Source organism: Herbiconiux liukaitaii, assembly GCF_041927495.1.
GTDB lineage: Bacteria > Actinomycetota > Actinomycetes > Actinomycetales > Microbacteriaceae > Herbiconiux > Herbiconiux liukaitaii.
Genome location: NZ_JBHFHG010000003.1, coordinates 405,762 through 418,388, shown reverse-complemented (window position 1 = coordinate 418,388; position 12,627 = coordinate 405,762). Strand labels below are relative to the sequence as shown.

At 70.7% G+C, this 12,627-nt stretch carries 18 protein-coding genes; 8 read left to right on the top strand and 10 right to left on the bottom strand.

The window, feature by feature from the left end:
* Positions 1-4: 4 nt before the first annotated feature.
* Entirely contained in the window at positions 5-424 is a 420-nt protein-coding gene (locus ACEXQC_RS06385; RefSeq protein WP_374819628.1) for an Lrp/AsnC family transcriptional regulator, read from the bottom strand.
* Positions 425-493: 69 nt separating this feature from the next.
* On the opposite strand from ACEXQC_RS06385, the gene ACEXQC_RS06380 reads away from it, so the two are divergent.
* Complete coding sequence (locus ACEXQC_RS06380; RefSeq protein ID WP_374819626.1) at positions 494-1,126, top strand: LysE family transporter; 633 nt, start codon at positions 494-496, stop codon at positions 1,124-1,126.
* A gap of 87 nt (positions 1,127-1,213) precedes the next feature.
* Here the strand turns inward: ACEXQC_RS06380 and ACEXQC_RS06375 are convergent, their stop codons facing one another.
* The 6 genes from ACEXQC_RS06375 to ACEXQC_RS06350 form a co-directional block, all read right to left on the bottom strand.
* Positions 1,214-1,783: a CbrC family protein gene (locus ACEXQC_RS06375; protein WP_374819624.1), complete on the bottom strand. Its 570-nt coding sequence runs from the start codon at positions 1,781-1,783 to the stop codon at positions 1,214-1,216.
* A gap of 93 nt (positions 1,784-1,876) precedes the next feature.
* A complete protein-coding gene (locus tag ACEXQC_RS06370; RefSeq protein WP_374819622.1) occupies positions 1,877-2,068 on the bottom strand; it encodes a hypothetical protein in 192 nt (63 codons plus the stop codon).
* A 98-nt stretch (positions 2,069-2,166) separates the two neighbouring features.
* Positions 2,167-2,556, bottom strand: a complete 390-nt coding sequence (locus tag ACEXQC_RS06365) for a hypothetical protein (protein WP_374819620.1) — start codon at positions 2,554-2,556, stop codon at positions 2,167-2,169.
* A 116-nt stretch (positions 2,557-2,672) separates the two neighbouring features.
* On the bottom strand, positions 2,673-3,689 hold the full coding sequence (locus ACEXQC_RS06360; protein ID WP_374819618.1) for an SRPBCC family protein: 1,017 nt from the start codon (positions 3,687-3,689) through the stop codon (positions 2,673-2,675).
* Positions 3,686-3,931, bottom strand: coding sequence for a hypothetical protein (locus ACEXQC_RS06355; RefSeq protein WP_374819616.1), 246 nt, complete (start codon positions 3,929-3,931; stop codon positions 3,686-3,688). Before ACEXQC_RS06355 ends, ACEXQC_RS06360 begins: the two co-directional genes overlap by 4 nt.
* A 63-nt stretch (positions 3,932-3,994) precedes the next feature.
* On the bottom strand, positions 3,995-4,603 hold the full coding sequence (locus ACEXQC_RS06350; RefSeq protein ID WP_374819614.1) for a TetR/AcrR family transcriptional regulator: 609 nt from the start codon (positions 4,601-4,603) through the stop codon (positions 3,995-3,997).
* Positions 4,604-4,657: 54 nt separating this feature from the next.
* On the opposite strand from ACEXQC_RS06350, the gene ACEXQC_RS06345 reads away from it, so the two are divergent.
* Genes ACEXQC_RS06345 through ACEXQC_RS06335 form a run of 3 tightly spaced genes read left to right on the top strand, consistent with a single transcriptional unit; the run spans position 4,658 to position 6,818 of the window.
* Positions 4,658-5,455: an SDR family NAD(P)-dependent oxidoreductase gene (locus tag ACEXQC_RS06345; protein WP_374819612.1), complete on the top strand. Its 798-nt coding sequence runs from the start codon at positions 4,658-4,660 to the stop codon at positions 5,453-5,455.
* Positions 5,455-6,375, top strand: coding sequence for an SDR family NAD(P)-dependent oxidoreductase (locus ACEXQC_RS06340; protein ID WP_374819610.1), 921 nt, complete (start codon positions 5,455-5,457; stop codon positions 6,373-6,375). Before ACEXQC_RS06345 ends, ACEXQC_RS06340 begins: the two co-directional genes overlap by 1 nt.
* A 32-nt stretch (positions 6,376-6,407) precedes the next feature.
* Entirely contained in the window at positions 6,408-6,818 is a 411-nt protein-coding gene (locus ACEXQC_RS06335) for a DUF6157 family protein (RefSeq protein ID WP_374819608.1), read from the top strand.
* A 34-nt stretch (positions 6,819-6,852) separates the two neighbouring features.
* On the opposite strand, the gene ACEXQC_RS06330 is transcribed toward ACEXQC_RS06335, so the two are convergent.
* Both ACEXQC_RS06330 and ACEXQC_RS06325 read right to left on the bottom strand, forming a co-directional pair.
* Positions 6,853-7,425: a hypothetical protein gene (locus ACEXQC_RS06330; RefSeq protein WP_374819606.1), complete on the bottom strand. Its 573-nt coding sequence runs from the start codon at positions 7,423-7,425 to the stop codon at positions 6,853-6,855.
* Positions 7,422-7,724: a helix-turn-helix transcriptional regulator gene (locus tag ACEXQC_RS06325; protein ID WP_374819604.1), complete on the bottom strand. Its 303-nt coding sequence runs from the start codon at positions 7,722-7,724 to the stop codon at positions 7,422-7,424. Before ACEXQC_RS06325 ends, ACEXQC_RS06330 begins: the two co-directional genes overlap by 4 nt.
* Before the next feature lie 133 nt (positions 7,725-7,857).
* On the opposite strand from ACEXQC_RS06325, the gene ACEXQC_RS06320 reads away from it, so the two are divergent.
* Positions 7,858-8,550 carry a hypothetical protein gene (locus ACEXQC_RS06320; RefSeq protein ID WP_374819602.1) on the top strand — a complete coding sequence of 231 codons (693 nt, stop codon included), beginning with the start codon at positions 7,858-7,860 and terminating at the stop codon, positions 8,548-8,550.
* Here the strand turns inward: ACEXQC_RS06320 and ACEXQC_RS06315 are convergent.
* Positions 8,533-9,528: a LacI family DNA-binding transcriptional regulator gene (locus ACEXQC_RS06315; RefSeq protein WP_374819600.1), complete on the bottom strand. Its 996-nt coding sequence runs from the start codon at positions 9,526-9,528 to the stop codon at positions 8,533-8,535. The two genes, ACEXQC_RS06320 and ACEXQC_RS06315, sit on opposite strands and share 18 nt — an antisense overlap.
* 32 nt (positions 9,529-9,560) lie before the next feature.
* Here ACEXQC_RS06315 and ACEXQC_RS06310 point away from each other — a divergent pair, with 32 nt between their 5' ends.
* From ACEXQC_RS06310 to ACEXQC_RS06300, 3 genes are all read left to right on the top strand, one after another.
* Positions 9,561-10,796: an MFS transporter gene (locus tag ACEXQC_RS06310; RefSeq protein ID WP_374819598.1), complete on the top strand. Its 1,236-nt coding sequence runs from the start codon at positions 9,561-9,563 to the stop codon at positions 10,794-10,796.
* 9 nt (positions 10,797-10,805) lie between these two features.
* Positions 10,806-11,054, top strand: coding sequence for a DUF4287 domain-containing protein (locus ACEXQC_RS06305; RefSeq protein WP_374819596.1), 249 nt, complete (start codon positions 10,806-10,808; stop codon positions 11,052-11,054).
* A 320-nt stretch (positions 11,055-11,374) separates the two neighbouring features.
* The gene (locus tag ACEXQC_RS06300) at positions 11,375-12,484 is read left to right on the top strand and encodes a DNA alkylation repair protein (RefSeq protein WP_374819594.1); all 1,110 of its coding nucleotides are present in this window, start codon (positions 11,375-11,377) and stop codon (positions 12,482-12,484) included.
* Positions 12,485-12,627: the final 143 nt, after the last annotated feature.

Genomic DNA, 12,627 nt, shown 5'->3' with positions numbered 1-12,627 from the left:
GGGGTCAGCGGAGGGCCAGGCGGGTCTGGGTGTGGGTGGCTCCGCCGTCGTTCTTGAGGGTGCGGAGGAGGCGGTCGAGTGCCGTGGTGCCGCCGACCCGGATGCGCAGGAGGTAGTCGTAGGCGCCCGTGACGTGCACGGCGTCTCTGACCTCCGGCACGCTCCTGGCCCAGGCGAGGAACTCCTCCGAATCGCGCCCGGGATCGAGCCGCACATCGATGAACGCCTCAAGGCCCTCCACGGGTTCGGCAGCGTCCGAGCCGAGGATCGCCTGGTACCCCAGGATCACTCCGGCCTTCTCGAGCCGACGCACCCGGGCCCCCGTCGCATTCGTGCTCAGCCCGATCCGCCGACCGATCTCACTGAACGATGCACGACCATCCACGCGGAGAACGTCGATGATCTCACTGTCTGTCGCATCCATACGGCTGATTATCTCAAGAGACTGCTCGTTCACTCAGTCGGGCCCGAGGCGCTGCTCCAGAGTCTCCGTATGGATGTCCCCCTCTCGCTCCTCTCCGGCCTCGTCGCGGGCCTCGCCCTGGCCGCTCCGCTCGGCGCGATCGGTGTGCTGCTCATCCAGGAGGGCCTGACGCGGGGGCTGCGCCGAGGGATGCCCGGTGCTGCCGCCGTCGCGACGGTCGACATCCTGTACTGCATCGCCGCGGTGACGGCGGGGGCGCTCGCCGGGCCGGTCGTGAACGGCTGGGCTCCGTGGCCCCAGATCGTCGGAGGTGCAGCCCTCGTCGCGATGGGTGTGCTCGGGCTCGAGAGGAGCCGGCGCAGGGACAGCCGGGGGGCGGATGCGCCGATCACCCGCTCGGGGACGTCGCTGCGCCGCTTCGCTCTCTTCATCGGGTTGACGGCGCTCAACCCGGCGACGCTCGTGTACTTCGCCGCTCTTCTCACCGGGCTCGAGTCGGTGACCGGATCGCCTTCGACGGCGGTCGCGTTCGTCACGGGAGTGGGAGTCGCGTCCTTCGCGTGGCAAGCTCTGCTCGTCGCCCTCGGAGCCGGACTGGGACGCAAGGCGGGGCCGTCGTTCCGAGGCTGGACCTCGGTGATCGGCAACGGGTTGGTCGTGATTCTGGGCGCCGTGCTCATCGTCGGCAGCGCGGTGCCTTGATGTAGCCCGTAGCCCGTAGCCCGCTGCCCGCAGTCCGCATCCGGGGCCGCTCAAGAGCACCGGATGGCTCCCGGGTCGGCGCAGCGGTCAGCTCGCGTCGACGTGGAGACGATGCGCCCCGCACGACAGGCACTGGAACAGATACCCGGCGAGGTCGCCGGACTTGCGGAGGTGCCTTCGGAGCACGGCGGGCTCCCACCCGAGCCCACCCATCACGTCGGCCTTGAAGTCGGGTTCGTCGAGGAACTCCCCGAGATCCTCGGATCCGACGTCGCCGAGGAAGGCGCACGGGCGGCCGCAGTGCGAACGCCACTGCTCCTGCTGCCAGCTCGGGTACGACGGGGTGCGGGTGGCGACCTCCCTCGCCTCGGCCTCGTCGACGGTCACGGGCTCGGCCGGGTCGTAGGGGATGCCGTCGATGCCCAGATAGTCGGAGAACTCGCCGTCGAAGACGCGCGCTGCCGTGCCGTCTGCGACGCACCACGGGCAGATGTACTCGACCTCCGCGGTCGAGTAGAACGACGACGTGTACCGCATCGTGCGGAGTTCTCCGCAGGCTTCGCACTCGCCCTCGACCGGCTCGAACAACCCCAGCTCGTACGCCTTCGGACTGAACCGAAACCGTGGGAGCTCCTCCTGAACAGGCACTTTCTGCATGCCCCGATCCTGCCAGTCGGCGGGGCCGGCATGCCGCCCGGGACCTCACTGTTCACCGATCCGCCTTCGAGCCTCGCCAGGCGTGATCTGGAGTCACGGATGGGGTGTGGGAGGCCGCTTCGTTGCGGGCGCGGGGTAGGACGCGAGACCCGCGATGCCGATCACCGCGAACACCGCGATGATCATCGTGTTCTGCACGATCAGCCCCACGATGATGAAGGTCAGTGCGATCACCGCGGTGAGCACGGCGGCGATCCGGGAGAGCTGGAGCATCGATTCGGTCATCGTCGTTCCTTTCGCTTCGTTGCCTCCACGCTAGGAGCCTGACTTGCGGAGCACATCCGCCGCGAGGGGGATCCGGCGTCAGCGACCGAGCCGCGAATTCAGCTGTCCGGACGACGGCGGTCGCGTTGGTCGGGTGTGCGGTCGTGGCGCCGGCGGGCGTCGTAGTCGCGCTTGCGGTCCGCGTCGCGACGACGCCGGCTCTCCCGCGTGGGCTGCACGCGCGGCACCTGACCGCGGGCGACGCGGATGAGGTAGCCCGCGCACGAGAAGACGAGGGAGAAGCCCCCGACCAGGCCGGCGGCAACCGCGACCCAGGTCATCCACACCGGCACGTTGCGTACACCGCCGGAGATGTCGAGGAGGGGCTGGCCCCAGAGCTCGATCACGACGGTGGCCACGGCCAGCGCCACCACAGCGAGACCGAACACGCCGACCACGGCCATCCCGACCACGCTCGACGGTCGCCACCGCTCGCGAACCTTCCCCACGAGCACGAGCCTAAGCCCGCACCCCGCGCCCCCCTCGACACCCCCACGAAGCCATCCCGCCGCGAACCGCCCGACGTCGGCGCCCGTCGCCAGCACCCCGTCGCTAGGCGGGCGGGTCAGCGGAAGGGGCGGGAGATGGCGCTGCCGGTCTGGAAGAGGACGATCCAGACGAGGAACTTCTGGAAGGGTCGCAGCGGCCAGGCGACGAGCTTGCGCCAGCCGTTGCGCCGAGCCCACGAGAGGGTGATCGTGACCTGCGTGCCGCCCGTCGCCGTCGCCAGGGCGAACTCCGTCGAGGTCGCACGGGTGAGGCCGGAGTCGGGGTAGGTGGTGCGCCACACGATCCGCTCCGGTCGCTGCGCCTCGACCAGTTCCACGGTGCGGCGGCGGAACCGGGGCTTGATCTTCACGGGCTTGCCGTCCGGGCGGGTCTCGGGAGCTCGCCCCTGCCAGACCGTGCCCGGCGTCGCATCCTGGCCCAAGTCGTCGATCGAGCCGACGCTCATCTCCCACTCGGGCACCCGCGTCGGGTCGGCGAGGAACGCCCACACCTCTTCGATCGGCGCGGGCACGAACGCCTGGGTCGATCCCGACACCCGCCCCTTGATCTTCACGGTTGCGGGTACGGCCTCCCGGCCGGAGTCATCGGAGGAGGCGGACCGGTCGGCGTGGTCGAGGCGGTCGAGCTGATCGAGCACAGCCCCGGATGTCGTGCCCAAGCGCTCGAGCAGGTCGGCGATCGAACCGCTCGGCTCGCCCACGAGCTCGCGCAGCACCGCGGCGGCGTCGCCATCCTTGCCCTTGCCTCCGGACCGGCCGAGTAGGTCGGATGCGCGCCTGCTCCACTCGTACCCGAACGTCTCGTGGAACACGATCCGCCCCGCCGAGGGGAACGACGCCTCGATGCCGAGCGACTCCAGGTGCGCCTGGCGCTGCTCCTCCACGGCGCGACGGGCGGCATCGAGGTCGATGCCCATGCCGCGCAGCGCACGTCCGGCCGACTGGTCGGTGATGACGAGGGCGAGGAAGAGGTGCTCGATGTCCGCTTCGCGGAGTCCGAGTCGGGATGCCTCCTCCATGGCGGCGAGGGAGAGCGATTGGCTGGTCTGAGCGGCGCGGACGAGCTTGCTCATGCGTTCCTCCTGAGGATCGGGATGGTGGGGTCGACACGTTTGGAGTGCTTCTTGTGAGCTGCCTGCCTGGTCACGCCGAGCGCGTCGGCGATCTCCTGCCAGGTCATGCCGGCGCGGAGCGCCGCCTCGACCTGCCGCAGCTCGAGGGTGTCGGCGAGCACGCGCAACGACGCGACGGCCCGCAGCCCTGCTCGCGGGTCGCTCGTGTCGGCTGCCACCGCCGCGATCCTCGAAGACTCCATGCTGTCAACCTACGTTGCTCACCCCACCCCTGTCAACCGAGGTTGCGCACCGATGCCCGCGGGCTAGGGGGTGGAGGCGAGGTGGAGGGGGGCGAGGGCGTTGTCGAGGGCGGCCTCCAGGGGCCAGGCGGCGCGCTCGGGCTGGCTCAGGATGAGGCCGCCCTGGATGGCGGCGAGGATGACGGTCGCGATCCGCTCGGGGTCGGCCGACGCGTCGACGGTCCCTGCCTGCTGCATCCTCCGCACGCCGGCGGCCAGCAGGTCGCGCCAACGGTGCATGCTCTCGGCGAGGGTGCGCTCGAGATCGGAATCGGTCGACGCCGCCTGCGTGGCGAGCGAACCGATGGGGCAGGCCCAGCGGCCCCGGCCGATGTAGTAGTCCACGAGCCTGTCGCGCCAGCGCTCCCAGGATTCCCACGACCCCAGGTCGTGGATCTCGGGCTCCTGGGCCTCCAGCAGCTGGCGCCCCTCCCAGTCGGCGACCTCCCGCACCAGCTCGGCCTTGCCGTTCGGGAAGTAGTGGAACAGCTGACTCTTGCTGGTCAGGGTCGCCGCCCGCACGGTGTCGAGCGTGGTGCCGCCGATGCCCGAGGCGAGGATCTGCTCTCCCGTGGCCTCGATGATCCGCTGGCGGGTGAGGCGCCCCCGCTCGGTGATCTTCGACTCATCCATGTGTTCACTCTAGACGAATGGACCCGGTGGTCCAGCCTGTGCTAGGAATGGACCATGAAGTCCAATGAAGAAGTCCTCCAGTCCCTCCCCACCGACGACCGCCTCGGCGGGCGCACGGCGATCGTCACCGGCTCCACGAGCGGCATCGGAGAAGCGATCGCCCGAGTGCTCGCCGCATCCGGTGCCGAGGTGGTCATCAGCGGCCGCAACGCCGAGCGCGCCACCACGGTGGCGGCCGCCATCACCGCCGCCGGCGGACGAGCCCACGTCGTGCCCGTCGACCTCGCAGGCGGCTACGACGAGCTCCGCGCCTTCACCGCCGCCGCGACAGAGGTGCTCGGCGGCCGCGTCGACATCCTCGTCAACAACGCGGGCATCTACCCGGCGCCGCCCACCGCCGCGCTCTCCGACGCCGACCTCGACGCGCTGCTCGCCACCAACGTGCGCGCTCCGCACGTGCTCGTCGCCGAGCTCGCTCCCGCCATGGCGGAACGGGGATCCGGCGCGATCGTGAACATCGGGTCGTGGATGTCGCGGGTCGGCATCCCGTTCGCGGCGATGTACTCCGCGTCGAAGGCCGCGATCGAGCAGATGACCCGCACGTGGGCGGCCGAGTTCGGGCCGAGCGGCGTCAACGTCAACACCGTGGCGCCGGGTGCGACGAGCACGCCGGGCAACGCCGACAGCGCGGATGTGCTCGCGGCCATGACCGCCGCGACGGCCGCCGGGCGCCCGGTGCGACCCGTGGACATCGCCTTCGCGGTGCGCTACCTCGTGTCGGAGGAGGCCGCGTTCGTGCACGGCACGGTGCTCGACGTCGACGGCGGCATCGCCAACACCCGGGTCGGCTGATGAGCGACGTGTTCGGGGCCGAGTCGACAGCGCTCGACGTGGTGGACGGTCTGGATCTGCGCGGACGGACGGCGATCGTCACCGGTGCCGCCTCCGGCATCGGCGTGGAGACGGCGCGGGCGCTCGCCTCAGCGGGTGCGGCCGTGACCCTCGCGGTCAGGGACGTCGCCGCGGGGGAGCGCACGGCCGAGGGGATCCGCTCCACGACGGCCGACAGCGACGTGCGAGTCGCCGCACTCGACCTCGCCGACCTCGCCTCGGTGCGTGCCTTCACCGACGCCTGGAACGGCCCGCTCGACATCCTCGTCACCAACGCCGGCATCATGCACGCACCACTCGAGCGCACCGACCGGGGGTGGGAGATGCACATGGCGGTCAACCACCTCGGGCACTTCGCCCTCGCCACGGGCCTGCTGCCGGCCCTGATCGAGGCCGGGGATGCGCGGATCGTCGCCGTCAGCTCGAGCGGACACGCAGCGAGCGGCATCCGCTTCGACGACATGTTCTTCGAGCGGGATCCGTACGACTCCGGGGTGGCCTACGGGCAGTCGAAGACCGCGAACGTGCTCTTCGCCCTCGAAGCCGCGAGGCGGTGGGCGGCCCACGGCATCACCGCGGCGGCCGTCATGCCCGGGGGGATCTGGACGAACCTCCAGCGGCACTGGGATCCGGCCGTGCTCGCCGACATGAAGCGGCGCTACCCGGGCAAGACCCCGGCGCAGGGGGCCGCGACCTCGGTGTACGTGGCCACGCGGGCCCAGCTCGCGCCAGGAGCACCGGTGTACTTCGAGGACTGCCACCCCGCCGAGGTCGTCTCTGCCATCACCGACGGGATCCACGGCGTGATGCCCCACGCCCTCGACCCCGTCGCCGCGGAGCGCCTGTGGGACGTCTCCGTCCAGCTCACGACCCGGAGGTAGCGTCGCGGGCCGGCCGGCGGGAAGATGAGACCGTGACCACCACCACCAACTACGTGAACACCTTCATCGCCGTCGCGCCCGATTGCCGCGTGGCCGTCGCGGAAGCGCCGCCGGCCGCGGCCAAGCCCACCGTGGCCGCCCTGCAGTTCGAGCTGATCGCCGAGAATCCGTATGGCATGACCTCGGATGACATCCTCTTCTCCGTGCACGCCACGAGGAACTCCGTGGCCGATGCCGACCTCGACGCCGAGCGGGAGCGCTTCTTCTCGAAAGGCCAGCCGTGCCTGCGTGCGTCGGCGCTCGGAAAGCGGTACGGCTGGGGAACCCACCACGACGCCGAGGGCCGAGTGGCGCTCTACGGCATCGGCACCGCCGAGTACGCCCGCCTCGCCGCCGACACCGACCTCACGCAGAAGGCGGCCATGCGCTCCTCCCGACCCTGACCAGGTGCGATCCTCGTGCGGGAGTCAGTCGTCGTCAGTCGGCGTCCTCGAGGGCATCGAGGGGGTCGTCCAGGGGCGCGGTCCAGGCCCACGTCAGGGCCGCGGCGGGCAGCATGCTGATGGCGAGCAGCGCGGCGAGAGTGACATAGACCCAGCCGGTGCCGCTCAGCAGAGGGGTGGGAGATCCGGCCAGCCCGAAACCGTCGATCACCGCCAGCAGCCACAGCACCCCCATCACACCCAGCGCCAGTCGGTGCCCGCGCCGGTAGGCCTCGTTCCGCTGGGCGACCTCCCGTTCGTCGAGCAGGCCTGAGGGCGCTGCGTCGAGCATCTGACTCGCGCGTCGCAGCAGCACCGTTCCCGCCGCGCCGGTGAGTGCGGCGAGGACGAGGAGGAGCAGGCCGACGCCCGCATTCGAGCCGTCGAGGGTCGCTGCGATCACTCCCAGCGCGAGGGTCACCGCGGGTGCGAGGGCGAGCATCCGGCGACGACCGCGGCCGGCCAGCCACGCCGGCAGGGGGCGCAGGCGCTGCTGCTGGATGCGTGCCTCCATCTGTTCGCGCAGATCGGCACGTCGTCGGTTGCTGTCGGGAGGGGAGGCGTTCACGGCGTTGCTCCTCGTGTCGTGTCCGGGGGTGTTGCGATGGAGTACAGCTGCTCCGACATCGGGGAGAACGGCGTGAGCGAGAAGATCGCCTCGACCGGCAGAGCGAAGTGGGCGGCGAGGCGCAGGGCGAGTTCGACCGAGGGGCCGTAGTCGCCGCGTTCGAGGAAGCCGATGGTCTGCACGTTCACTTCCACCGCCTCGGCGAGCTGACGGCGACTGATGCCCCGCTCGGCTCGCAGAACGGCCAGGCGGTTGTGCAGATCCCTGCCGTCCGCTTCACTCGCACTTTTGCCTGCCACACTTCGAGTATTGCGTATTCACAACAGTCCGGTCAAATTCCACAACGCGCGAGCGCACCCGCCCGCCGCGAATTCGACAGGTGTTCGCCCGCCGGGGGAGTCGTCGCCGGGGTGCGCTGGTTAGCGTGGGGGCATGACTTCGGCACGGTGGTCGCTCGTCGTCGCCGCGCTGTGGCTCGCGTCGGCGGCGCTGCAGGTCGTCGCGTCGCTCGAGCGGTGGGTCGTGGCGGCGGGGTCGTGGACCTACGGCGATGTGTCGATCGAGGATCACCGGTTCGACTACTGGTGGCCGGCCGATCCGTGGGAGAACGTGGGGGCGGCCGCTCAACTCCACGGCGCCGGTCTGCTGCTGCTCGCGATCGGTGTGCTGCTGCTCCCTCGGGCGGCGCCTGCGCGGCGACACGGTCTCAACGGTGCGGTCGCGGTGGTCGTGGCGATCCTGTTCGGGTTCGACGGAGCGCATGTGCTCGTGTCGGGGCTCATGGGAGTGCCCTCGCCGCTGCAGTACGTGCCGCTCCAGCTGCTGCTCGCGGGAGTGACCGCGATCGGCCTCGTCGTGCTGGCGGCGAACCGCTTCGCCACGTCCTGGCCGATCGCGCTCGGATGCCTCCTCCTGGTGGGCGCCACCCTCCCGGGCTACATCGTGGCCACCTTCGTCATAGCCCCGGCGATCACGGGATACCAATCCTTCGACACGACCCCCTGGACGGAGACGATCCCCGGAGCCTGGACGGCCCTGGCCGCCCTCCTCGTCCTGGTCGCCGCAGCAGCGACCGCCGTCCGTGGGTCGCGTCGGCCTTCGCGCGGGTCACCGTCTCGTGAGTGACCACGCGGGGGGTTCGACCGCGGTGCGGAGTCCTGCTGCGATCAGCGCGCACGCGACGCCCTGGTCGTAGAGGGATTGGCGGATGCTCGCGAATCCGAGCGATTCCGCGAGGTCGCTGTCGTCCCACCCCGTGACCGTGATCGATCCGCCCATCGCATCGCGCGCTCCGGCCGCCAGCTGATCGCTCATCGCGATGACGGCGTCGGGGCGGATGCGTTCTAGCGCGGCTCTCATGGCCCGCTCGCCCTCACGGCGATCATTGCGGGGGGCGGCGGCGACCGGGACGTCGACCCATCGGCGGCCCGCCTGCTCGATCGCATCGCGGAATCCCTCGAGCCGCGCTCGTGTCACCGGATACTCCACGGGCGCATCCGGCCCCCAGGACAAACCCTCGGCCCGACTCCGGTCGAAGGGCAGGGAGAGGATGAGAGGCGACGTCGCCTCTTCGCACACGTACGACGCGATGCTCCTCGCCGCCTCGCGGTCGTCCGGTGAGACGGCGACGATCCCGGCCGTCGCCGGTCCTCCCTGGATCGCCGCGGGCCGTCCGGTCGCCGCGATGGCGTCGAGCACCGGATCCCCGTCGACAGTGGTCCACACCACGAAGCCGTCGACCGCCGCCTCGCGCACGCGGTCGGAATCGTCGGGTGCACCCGTGGCCGGAATGAGCACGAGTCCGAGTCGGTTCTCGGCGCACACCCGCGAGACGCCGGCGAGGAAGCGGGAGGCCTGAGCGTCTTCGAAGGCGTAGCCGAGGTGCTCGCCGAGCACCACGCCCAGGTTGCCGGTCGAACCGCTGCGCAGGGAGCGCGCCACGGGGTCGGGGCCCCGGTAGCCGAGCCGGTCCGCTGCCTCCAGCACCTTGGCGCGGGTCGCCGCGGCGACCCTCTCCGGGCGTGTGTAGGTGTAGCTCACGGTCATCGGCGCGACCCCTGCTTCGGCCGCGACCTGCCGCATCGTCGTCCGGGATCGCTTCACACCGTCCACCCTATCTGTGTATCGTTACACACATGATCGGATCTGCCCTTCCTTACATCGCGTTCGCTGGATTCGGGATGTTCTGGGGAACGTGGGGTGCGAGTCTCCCGGGGCTGCGCGCCGCGGGTGGGCTGACGGATGCGCAGCTCGGAGCCGCCCTGCTCTGCGTCGGGATCGGCGCCGTCGCCGCCATGGCGCTCACCGGCCGGGCGGTGGATCGATTCGGCTCGCGGGCCGGCGGACTCGCGCTCGTGGCTCTTGCGCTGACCGGTGTGGCGTTGGCCGCGTTCGGGCGGGATCTCGCGACCCTCGCGGTAGGCATGCTCCTGGTCGGAGCCACCTCCGGATCGGCCGACGTCGCCGCCAATGCTCTCGCCGGATCGGCCGAGCAGGCGACCGGACGGCGAGTCATCACGCGGGCTCACGCCGTCTTCTCGTGCTTCGTCGTCGTCGGCAGTCTGATCGCCGGCGCGCTGACCGCCGCGACCAGCGGCCTCGTCCCTACCTTCGTGATGTCAGGCATCCTCATCGCAGCGGCGGGAGGGCTCGTGTTCCTCGCCGGCGCGAGTCCCCGCTCGCCGCGTCGGCATCACCCGGCGAAGACGCCCCGCACAGTACCGCCCCGCACCGTACTTCCCCGCACGGTACCGCCCGTGCTGCCGCTCGTGGCGATCGGCCTCGTGGGGGCGCTCGGCTTCGCCTCCGAGAACGCGCACCAGAGCTGGAGTGCGATCTTCCTGACCGACGAACTGCAGGCGACCCCTCTCGTCGCCTCCTTCGCCCCCGCCACGTTCGCGCTGTTCGCTGCGGCCGCGCGCTTCTCGGTGGGGTTCTCGACCCGCATCCCGGATTCCCTCATCCTGAGGGGAGGTGCGCTGACCGCCGTGCTCGGGGCACTGCTCCTCGCAGTGGCGCCGAACGTTCCGATCGCGGTGACGGGGCTCGCGATCGCTGCCATCGGCACCTCGGTCGTGTTCCCGACCCTCCTCAGCCGGGCCACTCGCCACGTCGACGACGACTCACGCGGGCGCGCGACCTCGGTGGTGGCCACGGCCGCGTACCTCGGTTTCGTGCTCGGCCCGGTCTACGTGGGACTCCTGTCGGGTGCTCTCGGACTCCGCGGCGCCATCATCGGAGTGGCCGCCCTGTGCCTGGCCTTCGCCCTTCTCGCACCCATCGTCACCCGACGCCGCACAGATCGCCTGCCACCCCACCCTCTGCAGATCCCTCGGCCGGATGGTCTCGACCGGAGTGGGGTGGGTCACTAGGGTGGGCGCATGAACGGTGAACGTGTTCTCGCGCCCGAACCACCGGCCGACGGATCGAGGCCCAAAGGCCCCGCGTCGTACTTCGCGAGCATCGAGTCGACCTACGGCCGCCCGATCCAGGACTGGCTCGACATCGCGAGCGAGCAGCTGGCAGACAACCCCCACATGGAGGTCGTCTCCCACCTCAAGACCGAGCACTCCCTCGGCCACGGCCACGCCAACGCCATAGTCGCCTACGTCCGAGCAGCCCAGAAGTAGCCCGCCGCCCGCGCCCGCCGCGGCATCCGAGCACCACACAGGCTGAGCACCCACCACCCGAGCGCGGACCAAGGCGAGCGCAGCAAAGCCGTGTGCAGCAAACGCCGAGCGCAGCGAAGGCCGAGGTCGCGAGGCCGTGGGGATGGTGTTGGGTTGGAGCCATAGGCATCGGGCCTGGCGGGAGCCCGCGCAGCGGGCGGGGGACTATGGCTCCAACCCAACACCATCCCCACGGCCGCCCCGCATCACACCCCCCGGCACCCACGACCAAAACAACGGCAACCAAGCGCCAAGAAAGCGAAGCAAGACGCATGGGCACGATGGACGACCTGATCAGCCCCGCCGTCGTTGCGCAGCTACGGGCAGCTGTCCAGACCGTCGCTCCCACGGTAGAGCTCCCCGCGCTCGCAGCAGCGCAGAACGCCGTGCCCGGGTCGCGCCTCCGAGACCGGGTCGACATCGTGCGCGACGCCCTCCTCGCCGACCTCCCCGAAGGCTTCGACGCCGGTGAGCGGATCGTGCTCGCGGTGCTCGACGAGCCGGGATTCGCCGGCTGGATGATCTGGCCGGTCACGGAGTTCGTGGCATCCCGGGCGCTCGACTCGGGCTCCGAGGCGGATTTCGACGCCGGGATGGCACTGCTGGCACGTCTCACGACAGGTCTCACCGCCGAGTTCGCGATCCGGGACCTGCTGATCGCGCGCCCCGAGCGCGGCCTCGCCATCATGCGCGACTGGGCGACGCACGACGACGAGCACGTGCGGCGGCTCGCGAGCGAGGGCTCCCGCGCCTACCTGCCCTGGGCGAAACGAGTGCCCTGGCTGGTCGCCCACCCGCGGGCCACGCGTGGCATCCTCGACACGACCTCCCGCGATCCCGCCGAGTACGTGCGGCGCTCGGCGGCCAATCACCTGAATGACCTGAGTCGGATCGACCCCGCGGTCGTCCTCGAGACCGCCGCCGGCTGGGCCGCCGAGCCGACCGCGCACACCCCGTGGGTGCTCCGGCACGGCCTCAGAACCCTCGTGAAGCGGGGCGACCAGGCAGCCCTCGCTCTCCTGGGCTTCGAGGGTGACGGACTGCATGTCGCCCGCCCCGTCCTCTCGAGCGACATCGTGCCGTGGGGAGGAACGGTCGAGCTCACCGCCGAGGTCGTCAACACCGGGGAGACGGATGCGACGGTGGCAGTCGACTACTCCATCGGCTTCCAGCGCGCCGACGGCTCCGTGCGCCCGAAGACCTTCAAGCTCGGAACCCGCCGCCTCCCGGCGGGCGCCAGCACGACCGTCACCAAGACCCACTCCTTCCGCGCGATAACAACCCGCACCTACTACCCGGGCCCCCACTCCGTCACCGTCCAGGCCAACGGCACCCTCTCACCCGAGGCGCACTTCACCCTCGCCCCACCACCCGCGTCCGACCCCGCCTGAATATCCGAAATAAAGTGAGCTATGGTCAATAAGGGTGGCCGTTCGCTGCCACTCCGGGGGCAATCGGGAGCTCGAGTTCATGATCATGAGGCGCGAAAGCGGCCGGTCGGCGTTTGACGCTGGCAGTCGTGGAGCGTACGATC

What these genes read in the sequence shown, in the direction of transcription:
- ACEXQC_RS06340 (WP_374819610.1), top strand. Translation starts at nt 5,455, where the DNA reads ATGAGCGACGTGTTCGGGGCCGAGTCGACAGCGCTCGACGTGGTGGAC.
- ACEXQC_RS06320 (WP_374819602.1), top strand. Translation starts at nt 7,858, where the DNA reads ATGACTTCGGCACGGTGGTCGCTCGTCGTCGCCGCGCTGTGGCTCGCG.
- ACEXQC_RS06355 (WP_374819616.1), bottom strand. Translation starts at nt 3,931, where the DNA reads ATGGAGTCTTCGAGGATCGCGGCGGTGGCAGCCGACACGAGCGACCCG.
- ACEXQC_RS06310 (WP_374819598.1), top strand. Translation starts at nt 9,561, where the DNA reads ATGATCGGATCTGCCCTTCCTTACATCGCGTTCGCTGGATTCGGGATG.
- ACEXQC_RS06345 (WP_374819612.1), top strand. Translation starts at nt 4,658, where the DNA reads ATGAAGTCCAATGAAGAAGTCCTCCAGTCCCTCCCCACCGACGACCGC.
- ACEXQC_RS06380 (WP_374819626.1), top strand. Translation starts at nt 494, where the DNA reads ATGGATGTCCCCCTCTCGCTCCTCTCCGGCCTCGTCGCGGGCCTCGCC.
- ACEXQC_RS06385 (WP_374819628.1), bottom strand. Translation starts at nt 424, where the DNA reads ATGGATGCGACAGACAGTGAGATCATCGACGTTCTCCGCGTGGATGGT.
- ACEXQC_RS06360 (WP_374819618.1), bottom strand. Translation starts at nt 3,689, where the DNA reads ATGAGCAAGCTCGTCCGCGCCGCTCAGACCAGCCAATCGCTCTCCCTC.
- ACEXQC_RS06375 (WP_374819624.1), bottom strand. Translation starts at nt 1,783, where the DNA reads ATGCAGAAAGTGCCTGTTCAGGAGGAGCTCCCACGGTTTCGGTTCAGT.
- ACEXQC_RS06370 (WP_374819622.1), bottom strand. Translation starts at nt 2,068, where the DNA reads ATGACCGAATCGATGCTCCAGCTCTCCCGGATCGCCGCCGTGCTCACC.
- ACEXQC_RS06300 (WP_374819594.1), top strand. Translation starts at nt 11,375, where the DNA reads ATGGACGACCTGATCAGCCCCGCCGTCGTTGCGCAGCTACGGGCAGCT.
- ACEXQC_RS06305 (WP_374819596.1), top strand. Translation starts at nt 10,806, where the DNA reads ATGAACGGTGAACGTGTTCTCGCGCCCGAACCACCGGCCGACGGATCG.
- ACEXQC_RS06350 (WP_374819614.1), bottom strand. Translation starts at nt 4,603, where the DNA reads ATGGATGAGTCGAAGATCACCGAGCGGGGGCGCCTCACCCGCCAGCGG.